The sequence below is a fragment of the Synoicihabitans lomoniglobus genome (assembly GCF_029023725.1).
GTDB classification, from domain to species: Bacteria; Verrucomicrobiota; Verrucomicrobiia; order Opitutales; family Opitutaceae; genus Actomonas; species Actomonas lomonigloba.
Genome location: NZ_CP119075.1, coordinates 1429247 through 1446410, shown reverse-complemented (window position 1 = coordinate 1446410; position 17164 = coordinate 1429247). Strand labels below are relative to the sequence as shown.

16 protein-coding genes and 1 pseudogene are annotated in these 17164 nt (G+C 59.8%); 5 read left to right on the top strand and 12 right to left on the bottom strand.

What is annotated here, in order from left to right:
• Positions 1 to 7: 7 nt before the first annotated feature.
• The 5 genes and pseudogenes from PXH66_RS05585 to PXH66_RS05565 all read right to left on the bottom strand — a co-directional run bounded on the left by PXH66_RS05585 (position 8) and on the right by PXH66_RS05565 (position 3066).
• Positions 8 to 490, bottom strand: coding sequence for a ComF family protein (locus tag PXH66_RS05585; RefSeq protein WP_330927927.1), 483 nt, complete (start codon positions 488 to 490; stop codon positions 8 to 10).
• A gap of 96 nt (positions 491 to 586) precedes the next feature.
• A pseudogene (locus PXH66_RS05580) lies at positions 587 to 712 on the bottom strand (ComF family protein); the annotation flags it as partial.
• Between the two features lie 46 nt (positions 713 to 758).
• Entirely contained in the window at positions 759 to 1511 is a 753-nt protein-coding gene (truA, locus tag PXH66_RS05575) for a tRNA pseudouridine(38-40) synthase TruA (RefSeq protein ID WP_330927881.1), read from the bottom strand.
• A gap of 2 nt (positions 1512 to 1513) precedes the next feature.
• Positions 1514 to 1948 carry a Holliday junction resolvase RuvX gene (gene ruvX / locus PXH66_RS05570; RefSeq protein WP_330927882.1) on the bottom strand — a complete coding sequence of 145 codons (435 nt, stop codon included), beginning with the start codon at positions 1946 to 1948 and terminating at the stop codon, positions 1514 to 1516.
• 29 nt (positions 1949 to 1977) lie between these two features.
• Positions 1978 to 3066, bottom strand: a complete 1089-nt coding sequence (locus tag PXH66_RS05565; RefSeq protein WP_330927883.1) for a mannose-1-phosphate guanylyltransferase — start codon at positions 3064 to 3066, stop codon at positions 1978 to 1980.
• An 84-nt stretch (positions 3067 to 3150) separates the two neighbouring features.
• On the opposite strand from PXH66_RS05565, the gene moeB reads away from it, so the two are divergent.
• On the top strand, positions 3151 to 4293 hold the full coding sequence (gene moeB / locus PXH66_RS05560; RefSeq protein WP_330927884.1) for a molybdopterin-synthase adenylyltransferase MoeB: 1143 nt from the start codon (positions 3151 to 3153) through the stop codon (positions 4291 to 4293).
• A 16-nt stretch (positions 4294 to 4309) separates the two neighbouring features.
• On the opposite strand, the gene PXH66_RS05555 is transcribed toward moeB, so the two are convergent.
• Positions 4310 to 5161 (bottom strand): aminotransferase class IV, encoded by an 852-nt coding sequence (locus tag PXH66_RS05555; RefSeq protein WP_330927885.1) that lies wholly within the window; start codon positions 5159 to 5161, stop codon positions 4310 to 4312.
• 171 nt (positions 5162 to 5332) lie between these two features.
• Positions 5333 to 5800 carry a helix-turn-helix domain-containing protein gene (locus PXH66_RS05550; RefSeq protein ID WP_330927886.1) on the bottom strand — a complete coding sequence of 156 codons (468 nt, stop codon included), beginning with the start codon at positions 5798 to 5800 and terminating at the stop codon, positions 5333 to 5335.
• Positions 5801 to 5882: 82 nt separating this feature from the next.
• Here PXH66_RS05550 and PXH66_RS05545 point away from each other — a divergent pair, with 82 nt between their 5' ends.
• On the top strand, positions 5883 to 6812 hold the full coding sequence (locus PXH66_RS05545; RefSeq protein WP_330927887.1) for an acetamidase/formamidase family protein: 930 nt from the start codon (positions 5883 to 5885) through the stop codon (positions 6810 to 6812).
• A 28-nt stretch (positions 6813 to 6840) separates the two neighbouring features.
• Here the strand turns inward: PXH66_RS05545 and PXH66_RS05540 are convergent, their stop codons facing one another.
• The 5 genes from PXH66_RS05540 to serS form a co-directional block, all read right to left on the bottom strand.
• The gene (locus PXH66_RS05540; RefSeq protein ID WP_330927888.1) at positions 6841 to 8199 is read right to left on the bottom strand and encodes a nucleotide sugar dehydrogenase; all 1359 of its coding nucleotides are present in this window, start codon (positions 8197 to 8199) and stop codon (positions 6841 to 6843) included.
• A gap of 28 nt (positions 8200 to 8227) precedes the next feature.
• Positions 8228 to 9544 (bottom strand): aminotransferase-like domain-containing protein, encoded by a 1317-nt coding sequence (locus PXH66_RS05535; RefSeq protein ID WP_330927889.1) that lies wholly within the window; start codon positions 9542 to 9544, stop codon positions 8228 to 8230.
• Between the two features lie 114 nt (positions 9545 to 9658).
• The gene (gene ftsH / locus PXH66_RS05530; protein ID WP_330927890.1) at positions 9659 to 11683 is read right to left on the bottom strand and encodes an ATP-dependent zinc metalloprotease FtsH; all 2025 of its coding nucleotides are present in this window, start codon (positions 11681 to 11683) and stop codon (positions 9659 to 9661) included.
• Between the two features lie 105 nt (positions 11684 to 11788).
• Positions 11789 to 12811: a tRNA lysidine(34) synthetase TilS gene (tilS, locus tag PXH66_RS05525; protein ID WP_330927892.1), complete on the bottom strand. Its 1023-nt coding sequence runs from the start codon at positions 12809 to 12811 to the stop codon at positions 11789 to 11791.
• Between the two features lie 41 nt (positions 12812 to 12852).
• Positions 12853 to 14121 (bottom strand): serine--tRNA ligase, encoded by a 1269-nt coding sequence (serS, locus tag PXH66_RS05520; RefSeq protein ID WP_330927893.1) that lies wholly within the window; start codon positions 14119 to 14121, stop codon positions 12853 to 12855.
• A gap of 215 nt (positions 14122 to 14336) precedes the next feature.
• Between serS and PXH66_RS05515 the strand changes: the two genes are divergently transcribed.
• The 3 genes from PXH66_RS05515 to PXH66_RS05505 all read left to right on the top strand — a co-directional run bounded on the left by PXH66_RS05515 (position 14337) and on the right by PXH66_RS05505 (position 17164).
• Positions 14337 to 15158, top strand: coding sequence for a sulfotransferase family 2 domain-containing protein (locus PXH66_RS05515; RefSeq protein WP_330927894.1), 822 nt, complete (start codon positions 14337 to 14339; stop codon positions 15156 to 15158).
• Positions 15159 to 15164: 6 nt separating this feature from the next.
• Positions 15165 to 16079, top strand: coding sequence for a lysophospholipid acyltransferase family protein (locus PXH66_RS05510; protein ID WP_330927895.1), 915 nt, complete (start codon positions 15165 to 15167; stop codon positions 16077 to 16079).
• Positions 16080 to 16186: 107 nt separating this feature from the next.
• Positions 16187 to 17164, top strand: coding sequence for an ABC transporter ATP-binding protein (locus tag PXH66_RS05505; RefSeq protein WP_330927896.1), 978 nt, complete (start codon positions 16187 to 16189; stop codon positions 17162 to 17164).

Below are 17164 nucleotides of genomic sequence, written 5' to 3'. Positions count from 1 at the left end.
ATAATTCTTAACCGTGAGCGAACGTAATGACGTCCAAATTCAACGCTCCCGCCCGGCGCATGGCATGGGCGCAGGCATTGAGGGTGGAACCGGTGGTAAAGACATCATCGACCAAAACATAACGTTGTCCGGCGGTTATGGCGGCGCCTTTCCGGGCTGCAAAGGCATTTTTCATCCGTCGGCGGCGGGTGCGACGATCAAAGGTGGTTTGAGATTCAATATCCAACACACGTTGCAAGAGATTGGCAACGGACGCAGCCCCCTCAACGACCTCCGCCAGCGCCTCAGCCAAGAGCTCCGATTGGTTGAATCCCCGCTCCCGGCGTTTACGCGGGTGGAGAGGAACCGGCACTAAAGTCGCGTCCGCGATAAACTCCGAAATTGCCGGATTCCCCCGCATCAGCACCTTCATGTCTTCGAGCACAAAGAGACCGTTGCGATATTTGAGCGAGAGCACGAGCTCCCGCGCCGGCCCTTTGAACAGCGTCATGGTCTTGGCGCGGCTAAACACCGGTTTGAGACCCTCGCAGTGTGGACAAAGTCGCTCGCCTTCAACTTTCCCGAAAAACGGATGACCGCACGACTCACAATGCGGAGAGCGCACCCGTCGGATCAGCGGCGAGCATCGTCCGCACACATGTCGCAACGGGCTGTCGTCTTCACACAAACCTCCACATTCCAAGCAAACCGGCGGAAACAGCAGATCGCGCATCGCGCGGGTCGAGGAGCTGATCGCCGGAAACATGGCTCAAGCTGGCTCAGTAAAACACTTTTTCCAAGAACAGTCCCTGCGGCGGTGCCGTTTCCACTTCGGCCGTCCGAGGCGCTCCACTTTCCACGAGCCGCGAGATATCCGCCACCGTCAATCGACCCTCGCCCACGGCCACGAGCGCCCCGGTGAGACTACGCACCATTTTATAGAGAAACCCGTTGGCTTCGAAGACCAGTTTGAGGTGCCGCCCCCGCGCTGTGATATCGAGTCGACGCAAATCCCGCACGGGATCTTCCAACTCGGTGCCGTTGTCGGCCGCGAAGGGCAGAAAATTGTGCCGACCGCGCAAGACCGCCGCCGCTTCTTTCATAGCTCCGCCATCGAGCCGACGCGGCCGCTCCAGGCTCCAGACAAACGGTCGCAGAAACGGATCAGCATCGCCTTCGAAAATTCGAAATGAATAGCGTTTTCCGATCGCACTGAACCGAGCGTGGAAGTCTGCCGCGACCACTGACGCGGACTTGATTTGAATCGTCGGGGGCAAGCCGGCCCGCAACGCCGCGCGCAATCGATCGGGCCCATGCCGCCACGCCGCGTCGAAATGAAAGACTTGGCCGAGGGCGTGCACGCCGGCGTCCGTGCGACCGCTACCGTGCAAACGCACTGGCGTTTTCAAAATTTCCGCCAGGCGCGCTTCGATCACATCCTGCACCCCCTTGCCGTTGGATTGACTCTGCCACCCCGAAAATGCGGTGCCATCATACGCGCACACGCCCCGCCACCGGGTGGGCGGCACCATGCTCACTCCGGCTCCTCCATCAGCATGGGCGGGAAACGTTGGTCCAAATAGTCCTGCAGAATGATCGCGGCCGCGCGGGAATCAATCACGCCACTCGCCCGCATCTCGCGCAGTTTATGTTTCGGCAATGAGGACTCGGCCACGTGCGAAGTGAGCCGTTCGTCGACCAGATGCACCGGCAATCCCGTCGCCTCGCGCAAACGCACGGCGAAAGCCTCGGATTCCCGGGCCTTCGGGCCCACGGAGTCATCCATGTTCAACGGGTAACCCAGCACCAACTCCGTCACGCGCCGCTGCCGAATTTCGATCAGCAACGCCGCCCAACGCTCATTCGCCGTGGCCTGCGTGAGCGCAGGCAACGGCGAAGCGAGGCCCATGTCGTCGCCCGTCGCGAGCCCCAGCCGCTTGGTGCCGGGATCGATGCCGAGAAAACGCATGGCCACAACAGACGACGCAAATCCACCGCTCAGGTGAAGCGTTTGGCGTCGGGCAACGCGTTGACGCGCTTGAGCAGGGCCTTGATTTCCTGTGCCTTGTCCTTGGGGCAGACCAGGGTCGCTTCCGGGGTGTGCACGACGATCAGGTCATCGACGCCCACCACCGTGACCAAGTGGCTACCCTCGCTGAAGACAATGTTACCCGCGCCCTGCTCGACCATGGTGGCGCCGCGCATGACGTTGCCGGCCGTATCCGGTTTGAAGTGACGCGCCACCGCCGGCCACGCGCCGACGTCGTCCCAATCGAACGTCGACGGCAGCACCACGACGTTGGTCGATTTCTCCAGCAACGCGTAGTCGACCGATATCTTTTCCAAGGTCGGGTAAACTTTTTTGAGCACCGGGGTGAGTTTGCGGCCCTTGGCCAACGCCGCGCGAATCGGCTGCAGGCCGGCATCGAGCTTCGGCGCGAACTCGGCGATCGCGCTTTCGACCACGCCCACACTCCATACAAACATCCCGGCGTTCCAGAAGTAGTCGCCGGATTTAAGATAACGCTTGGCGGTCTTGAGGTCCGGCTTTTCGACAAAGCGCTTCACCTCGAAAATTTCCCGACGGCCCACCTTTTGCGGCGTCTTGCCGCGCTGCACGTAACCAAAACCGGTGGCGGGTTCGGTCGGCGTGATACCAATGGTGACCATGACCGGCGACTTCTTCGCGGCCGCAAATGCCACTTTCAGATCGGCCTGATATTTTTTACCATTGTGAATGACGTGATCAGCCGGGAGCACGGCAAACACGCCGTTGGGATCACGCGCACCGACAATCGCGGCGGCGAGGCCCACGGCGGCGGCGGTGTCGCGCCCCACGGGCTCCGCAATGACGTTTTCCTTGGGCAAGTCCTTGCACACGGCACGCACGCCCTTCTCCTGCACGGCGCTCGTGATCACAAAGATGTTTTCCTTCGGCACGATGGGCAGCACGCGCTCGACGGTCTGCGTGAGCAACGGCTTGTCGCCGACCACGGGCAACAAATGTTTCGGACGCTCCGCCCGGCTTTGCGGCCAGAAACGCTCTCCTTTGCCTCCGGCGATAATGACGATGTAAGGATTTCCCATATGAACTGAATGAATAGCTAGAGTTGTGCCGGATCAATTTATCGTTTGCGGCAATTCCGTAACGCTTCTCTGTTTCGGCCGCCGATGCAACCGCTCAACCCAGTCGAACTCGCCCGCTACAGCCGCCATGTGCTGTTGCCGGAAATCGGCGTCGAGGGGCAGACCAAACTCAAGGCCGCCCGCGTGCTTATCATCGGAGCCGGTGGCTTGGGGAGTCCGGCGGCACTGTATCTCGCCGCTGCCGGAGTCGGCACCATCGGCATCGCGGATTTTGACCAGGTCGAAGCCTCGAACCTTCACCGGCAATTGCTGCACCGGGACGCCACGATCGGGCAACCCAAGGTGACGTCCGCCGCGCACCGCCTGCGGGAAACCAATCCCCATATCGAGATTTGCCCACACCCGGAAGGCGTCACCCCGGACAACGTCAACGCGTTGTTCGAGGCGTATGACGTCATCGTCGACGGAACCGATAATTTCGGGGCGCGTTATCTCAACAACGATGCTGCCGCGCGAGCACGACGACCGTTGGTATTTGGCAGCGTATATCGCTTCGAGGGCCAGGTCACGGTGTTCGCGCCCCATTTGGGTGGCCCTTGCTACCGCTGTTTATTTCCGGAGCCACCGCCCTCGGGCAGCGTCCCGGGTTGCGGGGAGGTCGGCGTCCTCGGCGCGCTGTGCGGCGTGATCGGCAGTTGGCAGGCGCTTGAAGCGATCAAGCTGATCACGGGCTGTGGAGAACCGTTGCTCGGCCGACTCATGGTCTACGATGCCCTGGGCCCGGCGGTTAACACTCTGCCCTTCCCGGCGGTCGATGATTGTCCCGGATGCGCCGGGAAAACCACGCTCACGGCCGAAACCTGCGAAGCCGCTTCCGATTCCCTCTCTATGTCCGATACCGACTATCCTCTCGAAGTTTCCGTCGCCGAAGCCCAGGCCCTGCTGGAGGCGAATGATCGCCCCGCGCGTATGATCGATGTGCGTGAACCGCACGAATTCGCGATATGCAGTGTGAGCGGCGCCGATCAAATCCCGATGCGCCAGATTCCCGAAAATGTCGGCGAGCTGCCCCGCGATCAACACCTCCTGATTATGTGCCACCACGGGGGGCGCAGCATGCGGGTGACAGAGTATTTGCGCGCCCAAGGTTTCACCGCCGTGACCAACGTCGCCGGAGGTATCGATGCCTGGGCCACGACCATCGAACCCGGCATGTTGAGATACTGACGCGGATCAGCTGGACTCAAACACTGAGCTCAGGGTGAGCGTCGCTGTGCTGGTGTGCGAACGCGGCAAACGCGGCTTTGAGGCGGCGCGTCGCCGTGTCGGGACCGACCGCGAAAGTGTGTTCGTCGATCCTCGCGACCGGTTGAACATCCTTGGTGGTCGAGAGCAACAAGGCCTCCTCTATCGTCGCCAGATCCGCCGGCCTCACGGTCCGTTCTTCCACCGACAAACCCGCCGATGCGGCGACGCGATCAATGATGAAACGCCGGGTGATTCCGGCCAGAATTCCGGCCGAAAGCGGGGGCGTGATAAATTTACCACCGACAATAAACCCAATATTGCTGGTCGAGGCTTCGGTGATCGCGGTGGCCTGATTGAGAATCACCGCGTCATCAGCACCACTTTCCCTCGCCTCACGAAGACAAAGGAGATTGTTGAGATAGTTTCCCGTTTTCCACGCCGGATTGAGTGTATCAGGGGCATTCCTTCGCAGTTGTTTCGCGATATGTAAATTCAGTCCCTGCTCCAATTTTTCGGGAGACATCAACGGCACCGGCTGAACCAAAATAATGAAACCCGGTTCGTCCGCCAAAGCGGTGGCCAAACCAACCGCTCCATCGCCGCGCGAAATCTGTAGTCGGATGTAAACTTCGCCTCGGAAGTTCTCATGATCGCGAAACGCGGCGACCGTTCGCTTCACCTCCGTCAAGAGTTCTGTGGGGCTCCAGCCAATCGCCATACCCAAAGCTTTCGCGGACGCGACGAGTCGGGCCCCATGCTCTTGCCATGCGAATATGACGCCGTGATAGGAGCGCCACACCTCGTAGATGGCATCACCGTATAGATAGCCGCGATTGAGGGGCGACAACGACGGTTGGGTCGCATCATGGAGCCTACCGTTCGTATTGGCCTGAATATAATGGGACGGATTCGACCTCATCGCTCCATGCCGATCCGTCGGTTGACCACGGGCAAGCGGAAACAAAACGCCCCGGCAGGAAAATCCTGACGGGGCGGAAATTGCCGGAAAAATCAGTTCTTACGATTCAGTCGGAGCCGGGGCGGGTGCCGGAGCTGCCGCGGGCGTTGGCGCCGAGCGTTCCTTCACCAAACCGAACTCTTTCTTGATATTCTGCACGCTGGGAACAGAGATGCCAAATTCGCTGGCAATCGCGGAACCGGTCTTACCTGCCTCCACGGCAGCCTTAACCTTTGCTTTAAGTTCCGGAGTAATCTTGGTCCGGGTCCGTTTACCAGACGGAGCGGCACTAGCCTTGGCCTTACGGCCACGGGTCTTGCTCCCCGCCGCGGCTTTTACCGCTTTGAGGAAGCCGGGAAGATCATAGCCGAACTTCGCGGGCAGAGCGGCCAGCTCCTGCGTGCGTTCAACTTCAATCGATTTTTGTAATTCTGCGGCTTTGGCCTGCAAAGCCTGCAGTTCTTTAATTTTGTCAGTCACCATAACAGCGCGATCCAACACCTGATTTTTCTTATATTCAAGTGCCATGTATAAATATTTTAGATATATGTAATTTGTCCGTCAAAATCTTGCGTTGTTCGCAGCCAAGCAAAAGCTTCGTTTGATGGGTATGACGCACCAACTCGACGCTTCAATTTTGGTTCATCGCTGGGACAACTCCAATTCCCCTCGTCTCACGATTGCGCCCGGGGATCGAGTGGAGATTTCCATGGCGGATTCAAGTGGGTTTCAGGTTCAACCCACGTGGACCTCGCACGATTTTAAATCATCATTCGACGCGACCAAAGTTCATGCGCTGACCGGTCCCATCGCCGTGGACGGTGCTGAACCTGGAGATCAACTCGTCATCCATATTGAGGCGTTTCAACACCAGGGCTGGGCGTGGACGAGTTTGATACCCGGGCTGGGATTATTACCGGATGATTTTCCTGACCATCATCTCTTCATCTGGAAGTTGGATCGGGATCAGACGCAGTCTTTTCCCGGCGTAACCCTTGATCTGCATCCCTTTGCCGGAATTATCGGGGTGCAGCGAGAAGAGTCCGGCGAATTTCGCACGCGGGCCCCAGGGGCTTTCGGCGGGAATCTCGACGTTCGTCATTTGGGGGCCGGTGCCACGCTGCATCTCCCCGTATTCACCGCAGGGGCCAACCTGCTCGCCGGCGACTGTCACGCCGCCCAAGGAGATGGCGAAGTGTGTATTAACGGTATGGAGGCCCCCATGAACGGCGTGCTTAAAATCGACCTGATTAAAAACGCCCCCATTCCCGGCCCCTACGCCACCACTTCAGGTTCCTTGGTGCCTCCGCGGTATAACGAGAAACCATGGCATATGTTTATTGAGTCGGATGAAAATCCGCGCGTGGCGGCGCAACGCGTCGTGCGTCGTGCCATCGAGTTCATTACCCGACGAACCCGTTGCTCGGCCGAGATGGCTTATACGCTTTGCAGCGTGGTGCTCGATTTAAAGATATCCCAACTGGTCAACGTGCCGACGATGACCATCACCGGCTATTTACCCGAAGCCATCTTCGACTGATCGCCTCGGGTTCGGTATGCGGCGGGAACTACTTTCCGATTCCCGTCGCGTTGAATCCGATTTTGCGGAGTTGTTCGAGATCGAGCAAGTTACGTCCATCAAAGATGAAGGCCGGTTTGGGCATGTCGGCAAAGACTGCTTCGAAATCAATCGCTTTGAATTGATCCCATTCCGTCACGACCGCAATCGCATGCGCCCCCACCGCGGCGGCCTCGGCGGAATCCACGATGATTAAACGATCATTCTCGACGCCTTTGCCCAACACATCGGTTCGGATCTGCTCCGCCGGAACTTTGGGATCATAAACCACGACCTCCGCACGCTCTTCCAGCAAATCACGACAGATGGAAATCGCGGCGGTTTCACGCGTATCATTGGTATCTTTCTTAAAAGCGAAACCCCAGATCGCGATACGTTTGCCCGAAACCGTATTGAACAACGCTTTGACGATTTGCGCAGCAAAACGCTTCTTTTGCCAGTCGTTGATTCCGACCACGCTTTGCCAATAAGCGGCGACTTCAGGCAGCCCGTAACTTTGGCAAAGATACACCAAGTTGAGAATGTCCTTCTGGAAACACGAGCCGCCAAACCCGACGGATGCTTTAAGGAATTTGGGACCGATGCGACTGTCATAACCGATCGCGCGAGCCACTTCATCCACATCGGCGTCGGTCGCTTCACAGAGTGCTGATATCGAATTAATCGACGAAATACGCTGAGCGAGAAATGCGTTGGCGACCAGTTTCGACAACTCGGATGACCACAGATTCGTGGTAATGATACGATCACGCGGCACCCAGTCCGCATAAACGTCGGCCAGCGTTTGCACGGCTTTCTGGCCGGCGGGAGTTTTTTGGCCACCGATCAAGACCCGATCGGGATTGTGCAAATCCACGATTGCCGTGCCTTCCGCCAGAAACTCCGGGTTTGATAACACTTGGAATTCGAGTCCCCGCGTATTGGCGCCCAGGATCTTCTGAATCGTCTCGGCGGTTTTGACCGGAATCGTGGATTTCTCGACGATGATTTTACCGGACGTCGCCACCTCGGCGATGGTGCGAGCCACCGACTCAATGAAACGAAGATCCGCCGCACTGCCGGCCCCCACGCCGTAGGTCTTGGTCGGTGTGTTGACCGCCACGAAGATAATATCCGCCGCATTGATTTCGCCCGCAACGTCCGTGGAGAAAAACAAATTGCGCCCGCGGCTTTCCGCCACGACCTCGGCGAGTCCCGGTTCGTAAATCGGCAGGTTGCCGGAATTCCACGCATCGATACGCGCTTGGTTCATATCGACCACCGTTACGCGCGTCTGCGGCGACTTCTGCGCGATCACGGCCATGGTGGGGCCACCTACGTATCCAGCTCCAATACAACAGATATTCATATGATAAGCGCCCGACAGTGAAGAGCGCTTAACGACGATCCAAGTTCGTTTTAACGCTGAGGGGGGAAGTTTCTGATACGTCGGCAAATCGATGCGCCACGCTGACGAGTCGTCGCGCCGCCTCGTGCAATTGCGTTTGGCCCAGAACACCGAAACTCAATCGAATACAGCTGCGCGGAGGAACATCACCGAAGCACAACTCTCCCGGCACATACAAAACGCCTGCGGCGACACAGGCATGGCAAAAGTCGGACTCCAGCCCCGTATCTATGCCGTCGGGCGCGGTGAGCCACAGATACAGGCCTCCCGCCGGCTCGGCCCACTGCCACCCCAGCTCCAAGAGACCGCCCTCTCGCAGCGCGCCGTCGAGCGCCCGCATCTTCGCTTCGTAAGCCGGACGTATGCGCTGCAGTTGGCGATCGAGTCCGCCATCGGCCAATACTTCTTCGCAGATCCGTTGATTAAAATTGGCGGTGCCAAAGTCGTGGTGCGCTTTGACGTGAAGCATTTTCGCCCGCCATTCGACATCGGTGCAGGTCGCGAAACCCACCTTCAATCCGGTGGAAAACGGCTTGGTCAATGTCGAGGTGTAGAGCTTGGGAAAATCCGCCCACTCGGCCATGGTCAGGACGCTGGGTGCCGGCCAGGGCTCTCGATAGTAGATGTCGCGGTAGGCCGCATCTTCGATCACCGGCACGACCACTTCAGCCGCCGTCAGCACGGTGGCGATCGTCGCCTTCTCGTCCCGGGTGAGACTGCGGCCGGAGGGGTTGGAATAGTAACTCACGAAATAGACCGCTTTGATCCGTTCCGCATCGCCGGAGGCGCGCAGGGAGTCCACCAGCGCGGCCAACGCCGGACCATCGACCACGCCTTCGTCATCGACCGGGATCGACTTTGCTTCGATGCCCAAGCCTTTCAGCATCTCCAAAAACACGAAGTAGCTGGGACGATCCACCAACACGATGTCACCCGGATTACACAGCACTTGCATCGCGAGATACAGCGCCTGCTGGGAACCATTGGTGATAAAACACCCGCGTTGCACATCGTGATAATCGAGGGCGGTCTCCGAACGACAGAGATGTTCGGACAAGAGTTTCCGCAGTCCCGGCCGACCGTGGTTGCTGCCATACTGCAGGTATTCCGCGGACTCATCCCGGTCCGCGAGCGAATTCACGACATGGCGCACCTGCTCCACGGGCAGGGTGGAATTGTCCGTGAAACCCGCCGCAATCGAGAGCAACTCGGGATTTTCCAGCGCCATCGCCATTAGTTTGGCGATCGTGGGAGGGGCGGCGCGTTGGCCGAGGGCGGAAAAGGAAATGCGAGAGGTTTCTGCCATGGTGATCAGATCCGAACGTTGTCGTGCGCCGAGTTCCGAAGCGAAATCAAAAAACGGTGTGCCCCCCGAGGGAACACACCGTTGTGATGAAAACGTGCTTACGCGCTAGCGGGTTCAGGCCGGGCTGGGAGCCGGGTTGCCCGCCGCGCCCATGCCGGACTCGGGCTCATTCTTACCTTTGCCCTTATCATCGGCCGAGGCGTCGACCGACTCTTCGATCGGCTTGGTCGATACGATCGGCGAACGCACTTCGCCGTGCTCGATGATTTCCATCACGTGACGACCTTCGATCGTCTCGTGCTCGAGCAAGGCTTCCGCGATTTTTTCCAGCGACGTGCGGTGCTCGTTAATGATGGTTTCGGCGCGCTTATACTGCTCGTCGATCATGTTCGCGATCGCGGAGTCAATCCGCTGCGCCTGCTGATCGCTCACGTGTTGGGAGCGGGTGATATCCCGTCCCAAGAACACGGTGTCTTGATCATCGCTCATCGCGATGGGACCGAGATCACTCATGCCGTAGTTACACACCATCGCCCGAGCGACCCGTGTCGCGCTGCTGATGTCACCGGAGGCGCCACTGCTGATGCTGCCGGTGATGAGCTTTTCTCCCACCCGACCCGCCATGGCGACACAGATGCGGTTGAGCAGCGTCTCCTTCGATTGGAGCAAAATATCCTTGGTCGGAATCGAGGTCATGCTGCCCAAGCTGCCAGCCCGGGGAAGAATGGTGACCTTGAATACCGGCATCGAGCCGTCATCCAACACCGCTTGCACCACGGCGTGACCGCCTTCGTGCCAAGCGAGTTGCTGTTTCACATCGTCGTCCATGACGCGCCGGCGTTCGCGACCGAAGAATACCTTTTCGCGGGCATCTTCGATATCGATGGGCTCGACCTTCTTTTTGTTGCGACGCGCCGCCAGCAACGCGGATTCATTGAGCAGATTGGCCAACTCGGCACCGGATAATCCGGGGGTGCCTTGAGCGATGCGCTTGAGATCGACTTCGTCGGACAACGCGATCTTGCGGGCATGGACGCGAAGGATCTGTTCGCGACCAATGAGGTCGGGCAGATCAACATGCACCTGGCGATCAAAACGGCCCGGGCGCAGCAATGCGGCGTCGAGCACATCAGGACGGTTGGTCGCCGCGATAATGATCACTCCATCCGTGGTGTCGAAACCGTCCATTTCGACGAGCAACGAGTTGAGCGTTTGTTCGCGCTCATCATTGCCGCCGCCGAGACCGGCGCCCCGCTGGCGGCCGACGGCGTCGATTTCGTCGATGAAGATGATACACGGCGCGTTCTTGCGGCCTTGCTCAAACATGTCCCGCACCCGGCTCGCGCCGACGCCGACAAACATTTCCACAAAATCCGAACCCGACACACTGAAAAAGGGGACGTCTGCCTCGCCTGCTACGGCCTTGGCCAGCAGGGTTTTACCGGTGCCGGGAGGACCGACGAGCAGGATACCCTTCGGGATCTTGCCGCCCATTTTTTGAAATTTCTTGGGATCGCGCAGAAAATCAACGACTTCCGCGATCTCTTCCTTCGCTTCATCGCAGCCCGCGACGTTCTTGAACGTCACTTTGTCGCGATCGCGCTGGAGTAACTTGGCCTTGCTCTTGCCAAAACTCATCGCGCCCTTGCCGGCGTTGCGCAACTGGCGCACAAAGAGGAAGTAAAGCAGGCCAATGATGACCATGAACGGAATGATCTGACTCGCCAACGTGGTCAGGAAGGTCGTCGCCGGCCGCTCATCGAAGAGTCCCGTGGCCTGCAGTTTCTCGATATTGGCGTCCGTCAGTCGACCATCCGCCCGAAAAGCCGCCGTCTTCTCATTCTTGGCGTTGGTAAAATTGGCCTCCTTGGTTTCTCCGGTGATGATCGCCCAATCGCGCCCCCCGGAGAGCTCCTGCTGGATGGTGCCGGATTTGATCTGCCCCTGCTCCGCCAGACCCACCACTTGCGAAATACGCAGGTCCGCGGCCGGGTTGACATTGTTGGGGTTGAAGACCCAAAGCGCCACCAAGGCTCCGATGATGATGATCCATACCAGAAACACCTTGGGCATCTGGAAGCGATCAGGAGTAGGCGAACGGAGCGGCTTGCGCTTCTTATCTTGGTCAGGTTCTGGCATCAATATTTAGGGACTGAAGAATCAACGTGAAGGTTCCCCACCTCGGTGTCAACGGAACCGCCCGAGGATGAGTTAAGAGTTATTTTCATGATTAGTAACCCGAAACTAAGGCGATAGTTTCTCAAAATACAGCCGCCCGCGACGAATTCGGGCAAATCCCGTCGTCCCCAGACTGAAACGGCTCGTCTTCCCCGACCGGGCTTTTTCGAGCAAAACCTCAAATCCTTGCCGCGAAAGGCCACCACCGTCCGCCTGCCAGCCCAACCACCGATGCAGCGCCCGCCGCCAGATCGCCGCAGGCCGTCCGGCCAGTTTCGTCAGGGACAACGCCCCGTCCGCCGCGACGACATCCAACTCGTCGAGCCAGCATTCCAAGGCCGCATCATCCTCGGCAATGAGCTCCCGCGAGCGCGCCGCTCCCGCCACCGCATCACGTCCGGCCGCCGCGATCCATACCGGCACCACTTGTTGTCGCACCCGGGTTCGGAAATAGGCCTCGCCGCTGTTGGTCTCGTCTTCGCGCCAACGTGCTCCCGCCGCCTGCAACGCCGTCTCCAGCTCCTCGCGCGATAAACCGATCAACGGCCGCCACCGGGAGCCGGACTCGCCCCAATCCTGCAACGGCCGAGGCGCGCTCAACCCCCGCGAACCACTCCCACGAGCCAGCCGCATCAACAACGTCTCCGCCACGTCATCGCGTTGGTGCCCCGTCCAAATCACCCGCGACCGATGCCGCCGCCGCACCTCGTCGAAAAACCCATTTCGCGCCGCCCGCGCCGCCGCCTCACTCGCTGCCGCTGGCGGTGACTCCCATCGACCGATCTCACAATCGATGCCCAGGCCTTCCGCCAATCGGCGACAAAACCGCGCATCCTCGGCCGAAGCCCTCCCCCGCAATCGATGGTCGAAATGGGCCAGCACCAAGCGGTCTCGGTGCTGCGGCCAGTGCGCCCACACCAGCAACCCCAACGCCACCGAATCGCTACCACCTGAAACGGCTACGATCCAGCGCCGTCGACCGGCTGAAGCCGCCGCCGACACCACTGCCGGATGCAATCGCTCGATCGGAATCGCCGCCGCCATGCGCCGCGCCATGGTCTGCCATCGGGAAAGCTTCGGCTCCGCCATGTTGCGCCTCGCTTTCTTGTCGGCCAGCGACTTCGTTCCGCTCAGCCAAACGACACCGTGTCGCGGCCGAAATAAGGCACCAATGCGGCCGGTAGTTTCACCGAACCGTCGGCTTGTAAGTTGTTTTCCAATAACGCCGCCAGCACCCGTGGCACCGCCAGACCGGATCCGTTGAGCGTGTGCACCAGCTCCGGTTTCGCTTCGCCGGCGCGGTAACGAATCCGGGCACGGCGGGCTTGGAAGCTCTCAAAATTTGAACAGCTCGACACCTCCAACCAGCGCTGTTGGCCGGCCGACCAGACTTCGAGGTCGTATTTTTTGGCCTGCGCAAACCCGAGGTCACCACCGCACATGAGCAGCACGCGGTAAGGCAATTCGAGTTTTTGCAACAGGCGCTCCGCGTCGCCGCGCAATGCGTCGAGTTCGGTGTAGCTGGTCGACGGATGCACCCACTTGAGCAGCTCGACCTTGTCGAACTGATGCAGCCGATTGAGCCCACGCACGTCTTTGCCGTAACTGCCCGCCTCGCGACGGAAACACGGCGTGTAAGCGCAACGCATCACCGGTAGGTCAGCCGCGTCGATGATCTCGTCGCGGAAAAAATTGGTCAACGGCACCTCGGCCGTCGGCACCGCATACAGGTGATCGCCCACGGTCTCATACATCTGGCCTTCCTTATCGGGCAATTGCCCCGTCGCCGTCGCACTCGCCGCGTTCACGAAAATCGGAGGGTTGACTTCGACGTAGCCCGCTTCACCCGCGTGATCCAAAAACATGTGCAGCAACGCCCGCACCAGCTTGGCACCGTCGCCGATGTAAAACGGGAAGCCCGCGCCCGTGACTTTCGAGCCCCGCGGAAAATCAAATGCGTTCTCGAATCCCGGAATTTCCCAATGCGGCTTGGCGTCGGCCGAAACCGCCGTGACGTCGCCATGGGTGGCGTGCACCACATTGTCATCCCCGGTTTTGCCTTCCGGCACCGATTCGTGGGGCAAATTGGGCAACTCCATCATCGCCTGCTGCCAGGCGGCTTCGGTTTCCTTCAGTTCGTCTTCCTTGGCTTTGGCCCCGACTTTCAGCGCCTTCATCTCGCCCACTTTGGCAATAAACTCCGGCGATCCCTTGGGCAATTTCGCCATTTCGCCGTTCACGGCTTTCGACTGGGCGCGCATGGCCTCGACTTCGGTCAGGAGCGACCGCCACCGGGAATCGAGGGCCACGACGGCGTCGAGGTCGACCTCGAGGTGCTTCTTGGCAATGGCGGCCCGAACGAGGTCGGGCGATTCACGGAGGAGTTTCGGATCAAGCATGGCGGGACGAAAAGGAGCACAGCAAAGCGCACCCCTCTCGCCGATGCCAACTCGAAACCGTCCCCGCCCGCGATGCCGCGCCCCGCCACCGCCGGCCACGGCGAGAGTGTAACCATTATGGTTACACTCTCGCCTCTGAAGTTTGGCGCGCGCAATCCGGGCTGGCCCTGCGTTCGACCGCTCCGCAAGGTCGGCGCGTTTTCAATGACCGCGGCGTGACCAACGACAGATCTGCAACTTCTCCTTCGGGCTCCGTCCCGACTTCAACCGGCTCGGCGTGGGCGGTCTTTCGGCAACCGCATTTCAGCCCTTACAAGTGCTATCTGCGCCGCGACCTGGGCCTGGGCGTGCTGCTCAATCCCAAGGTGGGTTCAACCGCCTTCCGTCGCGTGCTCGTCGAAGGCCTGACCAACGCCGGGGCCTCCCCGCAACTCGGCCGCCTCTGGCCGGTCAGCCGCACACGCCGCTACACGACGGCACCGATTCCGGACTATTTCCACGCGTTCTCCCATCAGGCGGACTACGATTTTCGTTGTTTCGTGCGCAATCCTTACGCCCGCGTGCTTTCCGCCTGGAACGACAAATTGGTCAAAGGGTTCAATTCGCCGTCATATCCCCGCAGCATGCGCAAACTGGTGCCACAGTTGCGCCGTTTCGCCGCCGATCAGGGCCTGCCCGGCGCCGACGACAACGCGCCGTTCCCGTTCGCTTCATTTTTAAGTTACATCGAATCGCAACCGGAAGGTCGGCGTAACCAACATTGGGATACTCAACGCTCCGTCCTGCTGGCCGACCACGTCGCCTATCGACACGTTTATCACATGGAGACCGCATTCGTGAGTGGCATGGCCGACACCCTCGCCCTCGTCGGCATCCCGCCCGACTGGACCACCGCCCAACTCGCCCGTCCCACCAACGCCAGCGGGAAGATCGCCACGCCCGTTTACACCGATGCGTTGGCGGAACGCGTGCACGCGCTCTATGCGGTCGATTTTGAACGCTTCGGCTTTGAGCGTGATTCCTGGCAGGGACTTTGACGCCGCATGAGTTCTCCGCGCCCACCGAGTAATCTGAAACATCCGAAACATTGGCCGACCTGGTTCGGGCTGGGCGTATTTTATCTGCTCAATCTGCTGCCGTGGCCCATCAAACGCGCACTCGCCGCTGTTCTGGGCTGGTGCGTCTATCACATCGTGCCGGTCCGTCGCCGTGTCACGTTGATCAATCTGCGTCTGGCTTTTCCCGCGAAAACGGAATCCGAGATTCGCGAACTGGCTCGCGCGCACTACGGGTCGTTGGCGTTGGGTTTGTTCGAAACCGTCTCCGCCTGGTGGTCGCCGACAAATCGCCTGCCGCGTCATCGCATCATTGGTTTGGAGCATCTCCACGCCGCCGCGGCCTCCCATCGCGGTGCGTTGGTCGTGACCGGCCATGTCACGTTGCTCGAGATGGGGGCCCGCATCATCAATGAGCAGGTCGAGTTCTGCGCCCTCTACCGCGATCCCAACAATCCCGCCGTGGCCGAGGTCATGCGGCGCATTCGCGAACGGCATCTCAAGCAGGCCATCCCTTTCGACGATTTGCGCGGTCTGCTGCGAGCCCTCAAACAGGGCGGCTTGGTTTGGTATGCCCCGGATCAGGGCAAAAAAACCAAGATGTCCGAAGTCCTGCCCTTTTTCGGCGAACCCGCGGTGACCAATGTCGCCACAAGTCGCATTGCCCAGATGAGCGGTTGTCAGGTCATCCCTTATTACGCCCATCGGCTGGCCGACGGCACCTACGAGTTGCAGGTGTATCCCGCCTGGGAAAACTTCCCTTCCGGCGACCATACGGCCGATGCGATGCGCGTGAATCACTTCATCGAAGAACAAGTCCGCCGCTCGCCGGAACAGTATTTTTGGGTCCACAAGCGCTACAAACGACGCGGCGAAGGCTACCCCGACGTCTACCGGTCCTGAGCCTCCTTCGCCCGACGTCCGCACGCCCGGCACCAATGACGCTTGCGCCGGTCGCAGAATTGCCGGTAGCTCATCCCTTAACACAACCAACCTGAGCCCACTTATTGATGCCGCTCCTTTCTGTTAAAGATCTTCGCACCTATTTTCACACTCGCAGCGGGGTATTCCGCGCCGTCGACGGGGTAAGTTTCTCACTCGAACGCGGCGAAACGCTCGGCATCGTCGGCGAGTCGGGATCGGGAAAATCGGTCACCTGTTACTCATTGATGGGGCTCATCCCCACTCCGCCGGGCCGAATCGAAAGCGGCACTGCCATGTTCGACGGGATCGACTTGCTCAACTGCACGCCGGCCCAAGCCCGGTCCATTCGGGGCAAGCGCGTGAGCATGATTTTCCAGGACCCGATGACGTCGCTCAACCCCTATATGCGGGTCAGCGACCAACTCATCGAGCCGTTGATGATCCACGAGGACATCACCAAGAAGGAGGCTCTCAAACGCGCGCTCGAAATGCTCGACGCCGTCGGCATCAACGACGCCGCCAGCCGTATCCACTATTTCCCTCACGAGTTCTCCGGCGGTATGCGCCAACGCGTGATGATTGCGATGGCGCTCATCACCAAACCGGAGCTGCTCATCGCCGACGAGCCGACGACGGCCCTCGATGTGACCGTGCAGGCCCAGATTCTTGAGCTCATTAAAAAGATGCAGGCCGACATCGGCATGGCAGTCGTTTTCATCACCCACGATCTCGGCGTCGTCTCCGGACTGTGCGACCGTGTGCAGGTGATGTATGCCGGCAAAATCGTCGAGACCGCCGATACCCGCACACTCTTCTACGAACCCAAGCATCCCTATACCCGCGCGCTGCAACGCTCGATTCCATCGATGCAGCCCAAGGGATCCGAGCTCTACACCATCAAGGGTCTGCCGCCCGATCTATCCAAGCCCCTCCCGGGTTGCAGTTTCGCGGCGCGCTGTGAGTTTGCCGTCGACGCCTGTCGGGCCGGTGACGATCCGGTCCTGGCCCCCGTCAAGGACGGTCACCTGCAGGCCTGCTTGCGCGTGCAAGCCGGCGAACTTTAA

Excerpts from the sequence above, each read along its gene's own strand:
- PXH66_RS05540 (WP_330927888.1), bottom strand. The coding sequence starts at position 8,199 with ATGAATATCTGTTGTATTGGAGCTGGATACGTAGGTGGCCCCACCATG.
- PXH66_RS05545 (WP_330927887.1), top strand. The coding sequence starts at position 5,883 with ATGACGCACCAACTCGACGCTTCAATTTTGGTTCATCGCTGGGACAAC.
- PXH66_RS05505 (WP_330927896.1), top strand. The coding sequence starts at position 16,187 with ATGCCGCTCCTTTCTGTTAAAGATCTTCGCACCTATTTTCACACTCGC.
- PXH66_RS05535 (WP_330927889.1), bottom strand. The coding sequence starts at position 9,544 with ATGGCAGAAACCTCTCGCATTTCCTTTTCCGCCCTCGGCCAACGCGCC.
- truA (WP_330927881.1), bottom strand. The coding sequence starts at position 1,511 with ATGGTGCCGCCCACCCGGTGGCGGGGCGTGTGCGCGTATGATGGCACC.
- ruvX (WP_330927882.1), bottom strand. The coding sequence starts at position 1,948 with ATGCGTTTTCTCGGCATCGATCCCGGCACCAAGCGGCTGGGGCTCGCG.
- PXH66_RS05510 (WP_330927895.1), top strand. The coding sequence starts at position 15,165 with ATGAGTTCTCCGCGCCCACCGAGTAATCTGAAACATCCGAAACATTGG.
- moeB (WP_330927884.1), top strand. The coding sequence starts at position 3,151 with ATGCAACCGCTCAACCCAGTCGAACTCGCCCGCTACAGCCGCCATGTG.
- PXH66_RS05550 (WP_330927886.1), bottom strand. The coding sequence starts at position 5,800 with ATGGCACTTGAATATAAGAAAAATCAGGTGTTGGATCGCGCTGTTATG.
- tilS (WP_330927892.1), bottom strand. The coding sequence starts at position 12,811 with ATGGCGGAGCCGAAGCTTTCCCGATGGCAGACCATGGCGCGGCGCATG.
- PXH66_RS05565 (WP_330927883.1), bottom strand. The coding sequence starts at position 3,066 with ATGGGAAATCCTTACATCGTCATTATCGCCGGAGGCAAAGGAGAGCGT.
- serS (WP_330927893.1), bottom strand. The coding sequence starts at position 14,121 with ATGCTTGATCCGAAACTCCTCCGTGAATCGCCCGACCTCGTTCGGGCC.
- ftsH (WP_330927890.1), bottom strand. The coding sequence starts at position 11,683 with ATGCCAGAACCTGACCAAGATAAGAAGCGCAAGCCGCTCCGTTCGCCT.
- PXH66_RS05585 (WP_330927927.1), bottom strand. The coding sequence starts at position 490 with ATGACGCTGTTCAAAGGGCCGGCGCGGGAGCTCGTGCTCTCGCTCAAA.